Below are 15,606 nucleotides of genomic sequence, written 5' to 3'. Positions count from 1 at the left end.
ATCGGCGCAGGGGTCTGCCCGATGCCACCGGACCGGTGCGCACCTCGTCCCTCGCCGCCTCAGAAAGGTGGTGGGTCATCCGCCAGGGCCGGTTCCGGGGGTGGTGGTGCGGGTGGTCCGGTCAGCACGTGGAAGCCGGGTGGTCGGCTGATCCGGGTCACGCCGCTCGGGGTGATCACGGTGAGCACCCCGTCGGGGGTCATCGCGTGCCGCCAGCCCGGCGCGAACGTCTTGAGCCGGTGGTGCCGCCGGCAGCGGCAGCACAAATTCTCGCAACTGGTCGGGCCGCCGTCCGCGTGGGCGATCACATGGTCGAGGTCCGCCCAGCCGGCGCGCACGCTACAGCCGGGGTGCCGGCAGGTGCGGTCCCGCACGCGGAGGAATCGCTGCCGAGCAGCCGAGGGGCGGTACCGGTCGACCGCGCCGGGCCGGGCGAGCAGCGGGCAACCGCATCCGGTGTCGGGGTGGTCGGGGCAGCCGCGGCGGGCCAGCCGCTGCAGTTCGGTGCGGCCGGTCACGGCCAGCAGCGCGCCGGTGGCATCGGTGATCGCGATGTCCAGGCTGCCGCCGGTCGGTGCCTGCAGCCCGCCCGGGCAGATGGCGTCCAACTGCTCGAGGAGCTCGCGGACGTGGGCTGCGGTGATCGGCTCGCCGTCCACCTCGCCCGTGTGCGCGAGAGCACCGGGCGCTACGAAGGCCGCAGGCAACGTGGCGCCCTTGTCCAGGAACGCCCCGACTGTGAGTGCCTCCAGCGGAGCCACCACGGTCAGCTGCGCGGTCACCGCCGGCCGGTTGTCGTCCCAGGGGCGCAGCATCAGATCGGCCGCCGCGCCGGCGCGGAGCATGCCGATCGGGCGAGGGTCACCGGCGTCCTTCGCGGTGGGAGCGTGCTGATCCACCGCGTTCCGGCAGGCCCTGGCGTCCTGCTGCGGCAGGAGCATCGCCAGCAGACTCATCCCGTCCCCGACCGGGCGGACCGTCACATCCGCTCCGCGCCGCGCCCGCTCCCGCCGCCGGTCGGCCGCCTCCGCGTCCCGGGCCAGCAGTTCCCGGCGCACCGCCTCCCGCAGCCGGCGCACCGACGACTCCGCCGCACCCGGCAGCACCGCGGCCTCGACCGCCTCGACCACCGCCGGGTCGGCCTCCGGAGCCGTGGCCCGGAGCTCCTCGGCGATCGCCCGGGCCCGCGGCCAGTCCAGCTCACCGACCCGCAAGGCGACGTGGGTGGCCGGCAGCCGGGTGGTCAGCGTCTCGGACTGGCCCAGCAGCGTCACCGCCGCCGTCCAACTGCAGTTCAGGACCATCGCCAGCTCGTCGGCCACGAACTCACTCGTCCCCGCCGGTCGCACCTCACCGGCCCGCTCCCCACCCGGGCGCGGATCACCCGGCGCCGGGCGGGCCGCGGCCAGATCCATCACCAGCTCCAAGCGCAACGCCGCCAACTGGGCCTCGGCCACCGCGATCTGCTGCAGCAGCACGGCCACCTCCGCCGCCGACCGGTGGGCCGGCAGCCGTGCACCCAACGGCTCCGCCCACCGCACCGGGTCGGGATCGTCGATCTCCCACGGCAACGGGGCCTGGTCGACCGGCACCACGGTCACCCCGACCGCGAACCCGACACCCGACGACATGACCCCACGCTAGGCAAGGGGTACGACGGTTTCCGGCCTTGTCGGCCCTCCCGCAGGGGCCCGCCGCGAGTGTGCGAGCAGTGGAGGAGGGTCCTTCTTCAGCGGGTGGTGCGCGGGGTGGCCGGGTGCGAGCCGGCCGTGACCAGGTCGGCCACCGCCTGGCGGGCGTCCCCGGCGGTGACCAGGCCCTCGCCGACGAGCACCGCGTCGGCCCCGGCGGCGGCGTAGCTGATCAGGTCGTGCGGGCCGCGGACACCGGACTCGGCGACCTTCACGACCTCCGACGGCAGCCCGGGGGCGATCTTCTCGAATGTCGACCGGTCGACCTGGAGGGTGGTGAGGTCGCGGGCGTTGACGCCGATGACCGAGGCGCCGGCGGCCAGGGCGCGGTCGGCCTCGGCCTCGGTGTGCACCTCGACCAGCGCCGTCATGCCGAGGGACTCGACCCGCTCCAGCAGTCCGACGAGCACGTTCTGCTCGAGCGCCGCGACGATCAGCAGGACGACGTCGGCGCCATAGGCGCGCGCCTCGTGGACCTGGTAGCTGCTGACGATGAAGTCCTTGCACAGCACCGGGACGTCGACCACCGCCCGGACCGCGGCCAGGTCGGCGTGCGATCCCCCGAAGCGGCGTCCCTCGGTGAGCACCGAGATCACCCGTGCGCCACCGGCGGCGTACTGCTGGGCCAACGACGCCGGATCGGCGATGTCGGCCAGGTCGCCCTTGGACGGGCTGCGGCGCTTGACCTCGGCGATGACCCCGACGCCAGGGGCCCGCAGGGCGGCCAGGGCGTCGTGCGCCGGCCGGGCGGCCTGCGCCGCCGCTTTGATCCGGTCGAGCGGCGTAGCGGCCTCGCGCACGGCGAGGTCGGTGCGGACGCCGGTCACGATCTCGTCGAGCACGTTCACGGCGTCCTCGCAGCCTCGGCCGAGGTCCCGTGGTTGCGCATGGGCGCCGCTGCCTCTCGTACGTCGATCCCGCACCGGGCGGATGGGTGAGATCACTCTAGAGGCGCTCCGGACACGCTCCGGTCCGGGGTGGGGTGGCCGGGCTCGTCCGGTTGCGCTATACGGGGCGCCCGGGCGGCACGTCGGTGGGGTCCTCGCCGCGGTCCAGCGCCTTCCACGCGTCGTCGGCCCGGTCCTCCGCCGACCGCCTCGCTGCGGGGCTGCGCTCGTAACGCTGTCCCATGGCCGGCCAGGCCCGACCGCGGGCGGCGGCCAGTCCGCCGGCCGCCACGGCCAGCAGGCCGGCGACGAGGACGAGCACCGGCCAGGTCGCCGACACCTCCACCGTCGTGGCGCTCAGCTGACCTCCGCCCAGCCCGGGCAGGTCCGCGGCGGCGTCCGGCACTCCCCCGGCGAGGACGCGCAGCCCCGACAGCACCAGGGCCGCCCCGGCGGCGGCCACGAGCAGCCCGACGACGACCCGGCCGACGCCCCGCACCGCCAGGAGAGCCACGGCCGCGGCCAGGAGCACCAGCCCGGACGCGGGAATCAGCGGCGCCGCGTCGCCGCCCGACAGCATCCCGGTCACGGGTGGGAGCGGCGCCCGGCGCTCGGCGGTGACCTGCGCCCACCGCTGGCCGGCCGCCGACAGCGCCAGCGCGCCGGCCGCCGCGACGGCGAGCACCGCGGCGGCGAGTTCCCGGCGGTGCGCCGTCGGGCTCACCCGTCCTCCCGGCCCCGCAGCTCCCGCAGGCCCTCGGCCGTGGCTATCGCCGAGAGCACCGCCCGCGCCTTGTGCCGCGTCTCGGCCTCCTCGGCGGCAGCGTCGCTGTCGGCCACGACGCCGGCGCCGGCCTGCACGTAGGCCCGGCCCTGGTGCAGGACGGCGGTCCGGATCGCGATCGCCATGTCCATGTCGCCGCTGGCGTCGAGGTAGCCGACGGTGCCGGCGTAGAGGGCCCGGCGGGTCGGCTCGAGGGTCTCGATGATCGTCATGGCGCTCGGCTTCGGCGCCCCCGAGACCGTGCCGGCCGGGAAGGTGGCGTCGAAGACGTCCAGGGCGTCGCACCCGGGGCTGACCTGGCCGGCGACGGTGGAGACCAGGTGCATGACGTGGCTGTAGTGCTCCACCCGCATGAAATCGGGCACCTCGACGCTGCCCGGCACGCAGACCCGGCCCAGGTCGTTGCGCGCGAGGTCGACGAGCATCACGTGCTCGGCCCGCTCCTTGGGGTCGGCGAGCAGCCCGTCGGCCAGCCGCACGTCCTCCTCGGGCGTGGCACCGCGCGGGCGGGTACCGGCCGGCGGGTGGACGACGGCCGAGGAGCCGGTGACCGTCACCAGCGCCTCCGGCGAGGAGCCGACGACGTCGAACGGCGTCCTCTGCCCGGCGAACCGCAGCAGGTACATGTACGGCGACGGATTCGTCGCCCGCAGCACCCGGTACAGGTCCAGCGCCCCCACCTCGGTCTCCAGCTCGAACCGCTGCGCGAGCACCACCTGGAAGGCGTCGCCGGCCCGGATGTGCTCGCGGATCCGCTCGACCCCCTCCTCGTAGGCGCCGGGCGCCAGGTTGCTGCGCACCGTCGGGGCGTCGGCGGGCTCGAACACCGCGACCGCCGGGGCGGACGGCGCGACGAGGGCGGCGGCCATGTCGTCCAACCGGGCGACGGCGGCGTCGTAGCCGGCGGCGTCCTGCCCGCCCGCCCCGCGCAGCGCGTTCACGATCAGGAGTACCGACCCGTCGGCGTGGTCGAGCACGGCCAGGTCGGTCACCAGCATCATCGCCAGCTCCGGCATGCCGAGGTCGTCGGTGCTCGTCTCCGGCAGCCGCTCCAGGCGGCGCACCACGTCGTAGCCCAGGTAGCCGACCAGGCCACCGGTGAGCGGAGGGAGCCCCGGGGCGCGGGGCGAGCGCAGCCGCCGCGCCATCACCCGGACGGCGTCGAGGGGGTCGGCCGGGAGATCGTCGGTGATCCCCGGCACGTCGTCCCCGAGCCACTGGGTGCGGCCGCCCCGCTCGGTGAGCACGCCCGCGCTGCGCACGCCGACGAAGCTGTACCGGGCCCAGCGCTTGCCCTGCTCGGCCGACTCGAGCAGCAGGGTGCCGGGGCGGTCCCCGGCCAGCTTGCGGTAGACGCCGACGGCGGTCTCGCTGTCGGCGAGCAGCCGCCGCGTCACCGGGACCATGGCCGTCCCGCCCGCCCCGTCCAGCGCCGCGAACTCCTCGCGCGAGGGCCAGGTGCTGCCGAACCTCATGGGGCCACCGCCTGGACGGCGGGAAGCGGCCGGTGGAAGCAGCTGCGCTCGCCGGTGTGGCAGGCGGCGCCCTCCTGGTCCACCAGCACCAGCAGCGCGTCCCCGTCGCAGTCCAGGCGGACGTCCCGGACCCACTGGCGGTGCCCGGAGGTCTCCCCCTTCACCCAGTACTCGGCGCGGCTGCGCGACCAGTAGGTGGCCCGGCCGGTGGTCAGCGTGCGGCGCAGCGCCTCGTCGTCCATCCAGGCGACCATGAGCACCTCGTGGGTGTCGTGCTGCTGGACGACGGCGGCGACCAGCCCGGCAGGGTCGCGACGCAGCAGGTCGGCGACCTCGGGGGCCAGTACGGGATCGGAGGCCTCACGCGCGGACATGCCCGCCAGTGTGCCGTGCCCGGCGGTCAGGACTGCCGGGCGGTGAACCACCGGCGGCCGCCGCCGAACAGGACGAGGCCGAGCGCGACCAGGGGTGCCGCGGCGAAGAACAGGCTCAGCGCGCTCAGCACCCCACCGACGTCCTCCCCCGCCGCCGCCGGACCGAGCAGGTCGTTCAGCTCCGCCCACCAGTACGCCGTCAGCACCAGCTGCACGACATGGGCGCCCACGAGCAGCAGCCAGGCCACCCGGGTGCGGCGGTTGAGCGCCAGGATGCCGGCCGCCACGAGGAGCACCACCGCCACGATCTGGACGATCGACAGGACGGTGCCCTCACGGGCGAACTCGTGGAACACGGCCGGGGCGGCGGTGGGGGTCTGCTCGATCGCCAGCTCCGCGATCGAGGCGAAGAACCAGACATACAGCGAGGCGATGAGCACCAGCAGTGCCTGCACGAAGGTCAGCACCGCGGCACCGACCACCTGGCCGGGACGGCGCTGCGGCCCCGGTCCGTACGGCCCCGCCGGGTACGGCGGCGCGTAGGGGCCCGGATAGCCGTACGGCGGCGGTGGGCCGTAGCCGTACGGCGGAGGGACCGGACCGTACGGACCCGGCGGGCCGTAGCCGTAGCCGGGCGGCGGCACCGTGGGCGGCGGCCCGCCGTACGCCGGCACCTGCTCCGTGGGCGACGCCGGGTCGGACCAGGGATCGCGGGGTGCGCTCACGCCTGTCCGCTCACAGTGCACCCGGGTTCGCTCCCGCGGGACGCTCCGCTCCTCGCTCGGAAGTCCAGGCCGCCTCCGCGGTCGGTCCGCTCCTCGCTCGTCCCTCGCTGCGATGCTCCCTCCCTGTCGTCGGCCGCCTCGCTGCGATGCTCACGTCCCTGTCCGCTCACAGGGCCGCCGCCACCGCGCGGCCCGCCGTCCGCCCGGAGAACAGGCAGCCGCCGAGGAACGTGCCCTCCAGCGAGCGGTAGCCGTGCACCCCGCCGCCGCCGAAGCCGGCGACCTCGCCGGCGGCGTACAGCCCGGGGAACACCTCGCCGCCGGGGCGCAGGACCCGAGCGGAGAGGTCGGTCTCCAGGCCACCGAGGGACTTGCGGGTGATCAGGTTCAGTCGCACGGCGACCAGCGGCCCGGCCTCCGGGTCGAGCAGCCGGTGCGGTGGAGCGACGCGGATCAGCTTGTCGCCGAGGTAGTTGCGGGCGCCGCGGATCGCGGTGATCTGCAGGTCCTTGGTGAACGGGTGGGCCACCTCGCGGTCGCGCGCGACGATCTCGCGCTCCACCTGCGCGAGGTCGAGCTCGGGAGCGCCGCCGGTGATCCGGTTCATCCCGGCCACCAGCTCGGGCAACGTGCGGGCGACGACGAAGTCCTCCCCGCGGTCGAGGAAGGCCTGGACCGGTCCGGCCACCCCGGCCCGCGCCCGGTTGACCAGGAGCTTGACGTCCTTGCCGGTGAGGTCGGGGTTCTGCTCGGAGCCCGACAGCGCGAACTCCTTCTCGACGATCTTGTGGGTGGCGACGAACCAGGTGTGCTCGTACCCGGTCTGCCCGATGTGGGCCAGGGTGCCCAGGGTGTCGAAGCCGGGGAACAGCGGCACCGGCAGCCGCTGCCCGGTGGCGTCGAGCCACAGCGACGAGGGGCCGGGCAGGATCCGGATGCCGTGCTGCGCCCACACCGGGGAGTGGTTGGCGATGCCTTCGGTGTAGTGCCACATGCGGTCGGCGTTCACCCGGCTCGCGCCGGCCGCGACGGCCGACTCCTGCATCAGGCCGTCGACGTGCGCGGGCACGCCGGACAGCAGCCGCTGCGGCGCGGGGCCCAGCCGCGCCGGCCAGTTCCTGCGCACCAGGTCGTGGTTGCCGCCGATGCCGCCGGAGGTGACCACGACCGCCTGCGCGGCGATCTCGAACTCGCCGACCTCGGTGCGCGAGCTGGCCTCCCCGCGGGCCACGTCGCTGGGCTGGAGAACCGCACCGCGCACCCCCGTCACCGCGCCCTCGGTCACCACCAGCTCCGACACCCGGTGCCGGAAGCGCAGGTCCACGAGGCCGGCCTCCACCGCGGCCCGCACCCGCCGCTCGAACGGGGCGACGATGGCCGGGCCGGTGCCCCAGACGATGTGGAACCGTGGCACCGAGTTGCCGTGGCCGGTGGCGGTGTACCCGCCCCGCTCGGCCCAGCCGACGATCGGGAAGAAGCCGATGCCCTGCTCCTTGAGCCAGGCGCGCTTCTCCCCCGCCGCGAACTGCAGGTAGGCCTCGGCCCACTGCCGGGGCCAGTGGTCGCTGTCGCGGTCGAACCCGGCGCTGCCGAACCAGTCCTGGCGGGCCAGCTCCAGCGAGTCGTGCACGCGCAGCCGGCGCTGCTCCGGGGAGTCGACGAGGAACAGGCCGCCGAAGGACCACCACGCCTGCCCGCCCAGCGACGCCTCCGGCTCCTGGTCGACCAGGATCACCCGCTTGCCGGCGTCGGCCAGTTCGGCGGTGGCGACAAGCCCGGCCAGCCCCGCACCCACCACGACGACGTCCGCCTCGAAGCTGCGCGTGTCAGTGCTCACGGCGCGACGCTAGCTGCCGCGGGCCGCCGGCCGCCTCCCCCCTGGCGGGCGAGTTGCTCGACGCCGCTGACCTCGTCGCCGACCTCACCGTCGGGTCGCCGTCCTCGCGGTGCAGCACGAGGTCGGCGACCGATCGGTGAGGACGGCGCGCTCAGCCGGTCCGCCGCACTCCTGCGAGGCGGGGCGTAGCGGTGAACCGCCGCACCGCGGGGCCGGGGACAGCGAGCAGCTCCCGCAGACGCCGCTCCACGCGCGGCCATCCGGAACCGACGTCGGCGTCCGCGAGCCGGGCGACGCGGATGTCGAGCGCACGGAGCTCGTCCTCGCGTCGCTTCTCCTCCCACAGCACCCGCTCGGGGGCGCGCCCGCGCCACGGGTCCGCGTACTTCACCTGCCCGTCGAACTCGACCGCGATGGCGGCCTCGTCGAACCAGGCGTCGACCACGCCGACGAGCCGTCCCCCGGTGCGGACCTCCACCTGCAGCTCGGGTGCAGGGAACCCGGCGCCGACGATGCGCAGCCTGCCGCGGGTCTCCAACGGCGACTCGGCTCGCCCGTCGGCGTGCGCGGTGGCGCGGGCCGCCCGTCCGGCCCCGCGCCAGTGGTGGACGGCGGCCGTGGCGCGGCGGAGGTCATCCGGCGTCAGCCGCTCGGCCAGCAGAGCGGCGTCCATCGCGACGACGGCGTCCTCCAGCGGCCACTCCCTCGCGCAGTCGACGAGCGTTCGCGCCGCCGAGGTGAGCGGAAGTGGGCCCGTCCGCCAGCGCTCACCCGCCGACAGCGGTGCGCAGGTCACCAGGTAGTCGCGGCCGCGCCGCCACTGCACCGGGTCGGTGAGCCGGAAGACCGGCTCGATCGTTCGCGGCGTCGGGAACTCCCACAGGCGGGCCGCCGAGGCGTGGCTCAGCACCGCCGACGGTCGGTCCAGGCTCAGGAGGACTGCGAGGCAGTCGATGTCGTAGCGGCGTCCCGTCGCCTCGGCTGCCACCAGGGCCGCTACGTCGATCAGCACGCCTCGTCGCAGCCGTACCCAGGAACCGGAGCGGCAGAGGGCACGGATCTCCGACGCGCCGTAGCCGGCACCGAGGGCGTCGGCGGTCGTGAAGATCCCCAAGCGTCTTTCGGAGATGGCACGAAGAGCGGGGTGCATGCGCCGATGCTGCGGTCGGCGGCACTGTGCGCCGACCGGTCGATCACTTCTGTGGAGAGCGCAGCCAGGTGTGGATGGCCGTCCTCGCCGAGCGGTCGCCGTCCTCGTGATGCAACGCGAGGACGGCGACCCGACGGGAAGGTCGGCGCCGCAGGTCAGCCCACCGGCTCGGGTTCGCCCGCCGACGACCGGCGCCAGGAGGCGTGCAGCCGGGCGTAGGGACCGTCGGCGTCGACCAGCTCCGCGTGCGTGCCGCGCTGCACCACCCGCCCGGCGGCGACCACGAGGATCTCGTCGGCGCGCTCGGCGGTGGACAGCCGGTGGGCGATGGTGAGCGTCGTCCGGCCCTCGGTCAGCGTGTCCAGCGCCCGGGTGAGCCGCTGCTCGGTGGCCGGGTCCACGGCGCTGGTCGCCTCGTCCAGCACCAGCAGGTCCGGGTCGGCGACGTAGGCGCGGGCGATCGCGACCAGCTGCCGCTCGCCCGCCGACAGCGACTCCCCGCGCTGGCCGACCGCCGTCGCCACGCCGTCAGGCAGGCCCGCGAGCCAGGCGCCGAGCCCCAGGTCGCCGAACGCGGCGACGACCTGCCCGTCGGTCATGCCGGGGCGGCCGTAGCGCACGTTCTCGGCCACCGTCGCGTCGAACAGGAACCCGTCCTGGGGCACCATCACCACCCGCGCACGCAACGAGGCGAAGGCGACCTCGGCCAGCGGCACGAAGCCGCAGTCGCAGTCGCCCGACCCGAGCAGCACGCGGCCGTCGCCCGGGTCCATGAGCCGGGTGACCAGCTTGGCGAACGTCGTCTTGCCGGAGCCGGTCTCCCCCACGATGGCGACCCGCGTGCGGGGGGCGATGGTGAGGTCGACGTCGTCCAGCGCCGGGCGCGCGCCGGGCGCGTAGCGGAAGGTGACGTGCTCGAACCGGACGCCCAGCGGCCCGGCGGGCAGCTCCCGCACCCGGTCGGGGGCGGCGACGGCGGGGTCGCGGACGTCGGGCTCGGTGTCGATGACGTCGAGCACCCGCCGGAACCCGGCGATCGCGTTCTGCGCCTCGTTGAGCACCTCGCTGGCGGTCTGCACCGGCGCCACGAACAGGGTGACGAGGAAGAGGAAGGCGACCAGGGTGCCGGCGGAGATGTCGCCGGCCAGGCCCAGCAGCACGCCGACCACCACGACGGCGGCGTTGGCGACCGCGGCGACGAACTCGCCGCTGACGAACACGGCGGCGGTGACCTTCTGGGCGTCCACCTGCGACCGGTAGTGCCGGTCGATGGCGGCGTCCAACCGCGCGGCGGTGCGGGCGCGGACGCCGTAGGCGCGCACCGTCGGCGCGCCGACCACCGACTCCGCGACCGCGGCCAGCACGTCGCCGACCCGCTCGCGCACCACGCCGTAGACCTGCGCGAGCCGCTGGGCGAACCAGCGGACGGCGAACACCAGCGGCACGAAGCAGACCACGACCAGCAGCGTCAGCTGCCAGGAGTAGACGGCCATGACGACGGTCGCGACGACGAGCTGACCCATGCTCACCAGGCCGAGCACGCCGCCCCACTGCATGAACACCGACAACTGGTCGACGTCGCTGGTCACCCGGGACACCAGCGACCCCCGCCGCTCGCCCTGCTGGTGCAGCACCGAGAGGTCGTGCACATGGCGGAAGGCCCGCACCCGCAGGATGGCCAGCGCGGTCTCGGTGGTGCGGAACAGCCGCACGTTCATCCGGTAGACCGCGACGGCGGTGAGCAGCACGACCACCGCAGAGGCCGCGATCAGCCAGGCGACCAGGTCCAGGTCCGGGCCGTCGGGGCCGTCCAGCCCGCGGTCGATGACCTGCTGGACGGCGATGGGGACGACCACCCGGCCGGCGGTGGCGACCAGGGCGAGGGCGAAGGTGACCGGCAGCCCGCGGCGGAACTCCGGCATCATGCGCAGGCCCCGGCGCAGCGTGGTCATCGCGCCCTCGGCCCGGCGGTCGGCGGGCAGCGTCGCGGCGGTCACGCCGCCACCTCCGCCTGCGAGTAGGCCCGGACCAGCTCGGCGTACCCCGGGACGTCCTCGAGCAGTTGCGCATGCGTGCCCCGGGCGACGGCGCGCCCCTCGGCGAACCACACCACCTCGTCGGCCAGTGCGATCGTCGCCTGGCGGTAGGCCACGACCACGACCGTCGCCGGGCGCTCGCTGGCGCGCAGCGCGTCGAGGATCCGTGCCTCGACCGACGGGTCGACCGCGCTCGTGGCGTCGTCCAGGACGAGCAGCCGCGGACGCCGGACGACGGCGCGGGCGAGAGCCAGCCGCTGGCGCTGCCCGCCGGAGAGGGAGGCGCCCCGCTCCCCCACCCGGGTGTCCAGGCCCTCGGGGAGGGCGGCGACGAACTCGTCGGCCGCCGCCACCCGGAGCGCCGTCCACACCTGCTCGTCGTCGTACGGGCCGCCGAGGGTGATGTTGTCGCGGACGGTGTCGTCGAACAGGAACGCGCTCTGGGCGACGAACGCCGCCTGGGTGCTGACCTCGCCCTCGCGCAGCCGGCGGAGGTCGATGCCGTCGAGCAGGACGGTGCCGTCGGCCGGGTCGACCAGGCGGACCAGCAGGCCGGCCAGCGTGGACTTGCCCGAGCCGGTCGGCCCGACCACCGCCACCGTCCGGCCGGCCGGCACGTCGAACGTGACGTCGGTGACCGTGGGGCGGGTGCCGCCGGCGAAGGTGAAACCGGCCCCGCGCAGCGCCACTCCCGCTCCCCCGGCGGTGACCGGAGCCGCGTCCTGGCCGTAGCGCGTCTCGCCGGTCGCCTCGAGGACGGGGGTCACCCGGTCGAAGCCGGCCAGCGCGCGCGGCAGGTCGGCCAGCACCCACCCGATGGCCCGGATCGGCAGGGCCAGCAACGTGAACAGGTAGGCGATGGAGACCAGTTCACCGGCGTCGGCGGCGCCGTCGGCGACCCGGCCGGCGCCGATCAGCAGGACGGCGAGGGTGCCCAGGCTGGGCAGCGCCTCCATCATCGGGTCGAACAGCCCGCGGACCCGCCCGACCGCGATCAGGCCGTCGCGCAGCTGCTCGGCCCGCTCGCCGAAGCGATCGGTCTCGGTGCCCTCGCGGCCGAGGGTCTTGACCACCAGGGCCGCGTCGAAGCTCTCGTGCGCGATCTCGCTGACCTCGGCGCGCAGCTGCTGGGCGCGCTGCATCCGCGGGCTCATCACCTGCGAGTAGACGATGTTGGCGAGGAAGACCAGCGGGAAGACGACCAGGCCGACGACCGCGAGCAGGGGGTCGGTGAGGACGAGCGCGACGCCGGTGATCGCGATCATCACCAGCGCGCCGCAGGCGAACGGCAGCGGCGCGACGAAGAACCAGGCGGCCTCGACGTCGGAGTTGGCGTTGGACAGCAGCTGCCCGGTCGGGTGCCGCTGGTGCCAGGACAGCGGCAACCGCAGGTACTGGCCGGTCACCCGGCGCCGGTACTCGGCCTGCAGCCGGTAGCTCATGACGCCGGCGAACAGCCGCCGGCCGAGGATGCCCACGATCTTGAGGACGGCGACGCCCAGGATCGCGACCGCGGCCAGCGTGAGCGCCGCGCCGGTGGTCGCCCCCTCGTCGAACGCCGGGAGCAGCACCCGGCTGGTGATCTCGCCGATGACCCAGGCGCTGGCGACGGTCATGCCCCCGTACAGGGCGCTGCCGAGCAGGGCGAGGGCGAACATGCGCGGCTGCTCGGTGACGGCCCGGCGGATGTGGCGGAGCCCGCGGCGCAGGACGGCGTCTCGGCGGCGGCGGGCCACGGTGCTCCTCGGGGTCGGGGCTTCGAATCGTACGTGTTTCGTTAGGGCGGCTAACCGGACCGGACCGGCGCCGGGCACGGGCGACCGCTGACCGACGGCGCGCGTTTCGCCGAGGGGTCGTCCTCGGTAACTGCACGGGATGAGCGCTTCGTTCCCATCCCTGCACGAGCTCGAGCGGACGGCCCTGGCCGAGCTGCTGGCCGACCTGGGGCCCGACGCGCCCACCTGCTGCGCGGGGTGGACCACCGCCCACCTGGCCGCGCACCTCGCCGTGCGCGACCGCCGGCCCGACGCGCTGCCCGGCTACGGCCTGGAACTGCTGCCCGGCGGGGAGAAGCTGGCCTGGTGGTCGCACCGGCTGGAGGAGCGCATGCGAACCTCCACGCCCTACGCCGAGGTCGTCGACCAGGTGCTCAGCGGACCGCCGTCGTGGTCGCCGATGGCCCTGCCGGCCGCCGCGAAGGCGTTCAACGTCTCCGAGTTCGTCGTCCACCACGAGGACGTCCGCCGGGCCCAGCCCGGCTGGGAGCCGCGGGAGCTGACCCGCGAGGACCAGGACGCGCTGTGGGCGTCCCTGGGCCTGTACGCGCGGCGCGCCGCCGGGAAGCGTGGCCTCGTGCTGCGGCGCAGCGACGTGCCGGATGCGGAGCAGCGCTTCGGCGCCGGCGGGCGCACGGTCACCGGCGAGCCGCTGGAGTTGCTGCTGTGGGTGGCCGGCCGGCGGGAGGTCGCCCGGGTCGACCTGGCGTGACCTGTCGACGTGGCGTGACCTGTCGTGCCGAGTGGGCCCGGAGTGTCACGGAGGGTCCGCGCAGGTACGACGAAGCGGCTGTCGTGAGGAGTGGGGGCCGGAGGCTTCCGCGACCGAGCGACGATGGGGCTCAGCGAAGCGGTGCATCCACGTGGCCGCGGTGCCGTCCGGAGGACGGCGATGTCATGGCCGCGGTGCCGTCCGGAGGACGGCGATGTCATGGCCGCGGTGCCGTCCGGAGGACGACGATGTCATAGCGGGGTGTCGACCTCGTGGCGGACCGGGACGCCGGCGCCGGCGAGGGCGTCCTTCACCTCGCCGATGCGCATCACGCCGAAGTGGAAGACGCTGGCGGCCAGGACGGCGTCGGCGCCGGCCTGCACCGCCGGCGGGAAGTGCTCGGCGGCGCCCGCTCCCCCGCTGGCGATCAGCGGCACCCGGACCTCTGCGCGCACCTGCCGGATCAGGTCGGTGTCGAACCCGGCGCGGGTGCCGTCGGCGTCCATCGAGTTGAGCAGGATCTCGCCCGCGCCGAGCTCGGCCGCCCGGATGCACCACTCGATGGCGTCCTGCCCGGTCCCGCGGCGCCCGCCGTGCGTGGTGATCTCGAAGCCGGACTCTGTCTGCGCGCCGTCCCGGCAGTGCCGCGCGTCCAGCGACAGCACCAGGACCTGGTTGCCGAACCGGTCGGCGATCTCGGCGATGAGCTCGGGCCGGGCCACCGCGGCGGTGTTGATGGCGACCTTGTCCGCGCCCGCCCGCAGCAGCCGGTTCACGTCCTCGGCGCTGCGCACCCCGCCCCCGACGGTGAGCGGGATGAAGACGCTCTCCGCCGTGCGGCTGACCACGTCGTAGGTGGTGGCGCGGTCGCCCGAGCTCGCGGTGATGTCGAGGAAGGTGAGCTCGTCGGCGCCCTCGGCGTCGTAGACCCGTGCCATCTCCACCGGGTCGCCGGCGTCGCGCAGGTCGACGAAGTTCACGCCCTTGACCACGCGCCCGGCGTCGACGTCCAGGCACGGGATCACCCGGACCGCCAGACTCATGCGCTCGCCCCCCGCACCGCGTCGGCCTCGATCTCGACCAGCATCGCCGGGTCGATGAGCGCCGCCACCTGCACCATCGTGGTGGCCGGCCGGATGTCGCCGAAGGCCTCGCCGTGCGCCCGGCCGACCTCCTCCCAGCGGGAGATGTCGGTGACGTACATCCGGGTGCGGACCACGTCGGCGAGGTCGAAGCCCGCCCGCTCCAGCGACGCCTCGATGGTCGCCAGGATCTGGCGCGCCTGCGCGGCGGCGTCCCCGGGGTGGGCGACGACGCCGTCGACGGTGGCGGTCGTGCCGCTCACCCAGGCGGTGTCCCCGCGGACGACGACCCGGCTGTAGCCGACGATCGCCTCCCACGGCGCGCCGGAGGCGAAGCGGACGACGCTCACGCCAGCTCCTCGGTGAACCGCAGCGCCTCCGGCAGCGTGAACTGGCCGGCGTAGAGGGCCTTGCCGACGATGACTCCCTCGACCCCGACGGCGGTCAGCCCGGCCAGCGCCCGGATGTCGTCGAGCGAGCTGACCCCGCCGGAGGCGATCACCGGGCGCGGGGTAGCGGCGCAGACCTCGCGCAGCAGCTCCAGGTTGGGCCCGCGCAGGGTGCCGTCCTTGGTGATGTCGGTGACCACGTAGCGGGCGCAGCCCTCGGCGTCCAGGCGGGCGAGGGTCTCGTACAGCTCGCCGCCCTCCTTGGTCCAGCCGCGGGCGGCCAGCCGGGTGCCGCGGACGTCCAGGCCGACGGCGATCCGGTCGCCGTGCTCGGCGATGGCGCGGGCACACCAGTCGGGCGACTCCAGCGCCGCGGTGCCCAGGTTCACCCGGCGGCAGCCGGTGGCCAGCGCGGCGGCCAGCGACTCGTCGTCCCGGATGCCGCCGGAGAGCTCGACGTCGACGTCGAGCTCGCCCACGACGCGGGCCAGCAGGTCGCGGTTGCTGCCCCGGCCGAAGGCGGCGTCGAGGTCGACCAGGTGCACCCATTCCGCGCCGTCGCGCTGCCACTGCAGAGCCGCCTCGAGCGGGTCGCCGTAGGAGGTCTCGCTCCCGGCCTCCCCCTGCACGAGACGGACGGCCTGGCCGTCGGCGACGTCGACGGCGGGGAACAGCTGCAGCTTCGGCAC

General features: G+C 75.0%; 14 protein-coding genes. 1 reads left to right on the top strand and 13 read right to left on the bottom strand.

The genetic code is table 11. The features are described from left to right. Positions 1–59: 59 nt before the first annotated feature. The 10 genes from BLASA_RS10270 to BLASA_RS10225 form a co-directional block, all read right to left on the bottom strand. Entirely contained in the window at positions 60–1,631 is a 1,572-nt protein-coding gene (locus BLASA_RS10270; protein ID WP_014376067.1) for an HNH endonuclease signature motif containing protein, read from the bottom strand. Between the two features lie 98 nt (positions 1,632–1,729). Next, positions 1,730–2,539 (bottom strand): indole-3-glycerol phosphate synthase TrpC, encoded by an 810-nt coding sequence (trpC, locus tag BLASA_RS10265; protein WP_014376066.1) that lies wholly within the window; start codon positions 2,537–2,539, stop codon positions 1,730–1,732. Positions 2,540–2,696: 157 nt separating this feature from the next. Further along, positions 2,697–3,302, bottom strand: coding sequence for a Trp biosynthesis-associated membrane protein (locus BLASA_RS10260; protein WP_014376065.1), 606 nt, complete (start codon positions 3,300–3,302; stop codon positions 2,697–2,699). Then, entirely contained in the window at positions 3,299–4,837 is a 1,539-nt protein-coding gene (locus tag BLASA_RS10255) for an anthranilate synthase component I (RefSeq protein ID WP_014376064.1), read from the bottom strand. The genes BLASA_RS10260 and BLASA_RS10255 overlap by 4 nt, the downstream gene beginning before the upstream one ends. Then, a complete protein-coding gene (hisI, locus tag BLASA_RS10250; protein WP_014376063.1) occupies positions 4,834–5,211 on the bottom strand; it encodes a phosphoribosyl-AMP cyclohydrolase in 378 nt (125 codons plus the stop codon). Before hisI ends, BLASA_RS10255 begins: the two co-directional genes overlap by 4 nt. Before the next feature lie 26 nt (positions 5,212–5,237). Then, the gene (locus BLASA_RS25015) at positions 5,238–5,936 is read right to left on the bottom strand and encodes a hypothetical protein (RefSeq protein WP_014376062.1); all 699 of its coding nucleotides are present in this window, start codon (positions 5,934–5,936) and stop codon (positions 5,238–5,240) included. A gap of 166 nt (positions 5,937–6,102) precedes the next feature. Further along, positions 6,103–7,773, bottom strand: a complete 1,671-nt coding sequence (locus tag BLASA_RS10240; protein WP_014376061.1) for an FAD-binding dehydrogenase — start codon at positions 7,771–7,773, stop codon at positions 6,103–6,105. Positions 7,774–7,924: 151 nt separating this feature from the next. Then, positions 7,925–8,923 (bottom strand): type IV toxin-antitoxin system AbiEi family antitoxin domain-containing protein, encoded by a 999-nt coding sequence (locus BLASA_RS10235; RefSeq protein ID WP_014376060.1) that lies wholly within the window; start codon positions 8,921–8,923, stop codon positions 7,925–7,927. Positions 8,924–9,078: 155 nt separating this feature from the next. Beyond that, complete coding sequence (locus BLASA_RS10230) at positions 9,079–10,920, bottom strand: ABC transporter ATP-binding protein (RefSeq protein ID WP_014376059.1); 1,842 nt, start codon at positions 10,918–10,920, stop codon at positions 9,079–9,081. Beyond that, a complete protein-coding gene (locus tag BLASA_RS10225; RefSeq protein WP_014376058.1) occupies positions 10,917–12,695 on the bottom strand; it encodes an ABC transporter ATP-binding protein in 1,779 nt (592 codons plus the stop codon). Before BLASA_RS10225 ends, BLASA_RS10230 begins: the two co-directional genes overlap by 4 nt. A gap of 139 nt (positions 12,696–12,834) precedes the next feature. Between BLASA_RS10225 and BLASA_RS10220 the strand changes: the two genes are divergently transcribed. After that, the gene (locus BLASA_RS10220; protein ID WP_014376057.1) at positions 12,835–13,446 is read left to right on the top strand and encodes a TIGR03085 family metal-binding protein; all 612 of its coding nucleotides are present in this window, start codon (positions 12,835–12,837) and stop codon (positions 13,444–13,446) included. Between the two features lie 251 nt (positions 13,447–13,697). Here the strand turns inward: BLASA_RS10220 and hisF are convergent, their stop codons facing one another. Genes hisF through priA form a run of 3 tightly spaced genes read right to left on the bottom strand, consistent with a single transcriptional unit; the run spans position 13,698 to position 15,606 of the window. Next, positions 13,698–14,489, bottom strand: coding sequence for an imidazole glycerol phosphate synthase subunit HisF (hisF, locus tag BLASA_RS10215; RefSeq protein ID WP_014376056.1), 792 nt, complete (start codon positions 14,487–14,489; stop codon positions 13,698–13,700). Continuing rightward, positions 14,486–14,878: a RidA family protein gene (locus BLASA_RS10210; protein WP_014376055.1), complete on the bottom strand. Its 393-nt coding sequence runs from the start codon at positions 14,876–14,878 to the stop codon at positions 14,486–14,488. The genes hisF and BLASA_RS10210 overlap by 4 nt, the downstream gene beginning before the upstream one ends. Further along, a complete protein-coding gene (gene priA / locus BLASA_RS10205) occupies positions 14,875–15,606 on the bottom strand; it encodes a bifunctional 1-(5-phosphoribosyl)-5-((5-phosphoribosylamino)methylideneamino)imidazole-4-carboxamide isomerase/phosphoribosylanthranilate isomerase PriA (protein ID WP_014376054.1) in 732 nt (243 codons plus the stop codon). Before priA ends, BLASA_RS10210 begins: the two co-directional genes overlap by 4 nt.

The sequence above is a fragment of the Blastococcus saxobsidens DD2 genome (assembly GCF_000284015.1).
In the GTDB taxonomy this organism is placed as follows: Bacteria; Actinomycetota; Actinomycetes; order Mycobacteriales; family Geodermatophilaceae; genus Blastococcus; species Blastococcus saxobsidens_A.
The sequence above is the reverse complement of the archived record's forward strand: the minus strand, read 5'-3'. Positions and strand labels throughout refer to the sequence as shown.

Coding starts and splice junctions, on each gene's coding strand:
- BLASA_RS10270 (WP_014376067.1), bottom strand. CDS start 1,631: ATGTCGTCGGGTGTCGGGTTCGCGGTCGGGGTGACCGTGGTGCCGGTC.
- BLASA_RS10255 (WP_014376064.1), bottom strand. CDS start 4,837: ATGAGGTTCGGCAGCACCTGGCCCTCGCGCGAGGAGTTCGCGGCGCTG.
- hisI (WP_014376063.1), bottom strand. CDS start 5,211: ATGTCCGCGCGTGAGGCCTCCGATCCCGTACTGGCCCCCGAGGTCGCC.
- BLASA_RS10235 (WP_014376060.1), bottom strand. CDS start 8,923: ATGCACCCCGCTCTTCGTGCCATCTCCGAAAGACGCTTGGGGATCTTC.
- BLASA_RS10220 (WP_014376057.1), top strand. CDS start 12,835: ATGAGCGCTTCGTTCCCATCCCTGCACGAGCTCGAGCGGACGGCCCTG.
- hisF (WP_014376056.1), bottom strand. CDS start 14,489: ATGAGTCTGGCGGTCCGGGTGATCCCGTGCCTGGACGTCGACGCCGGG.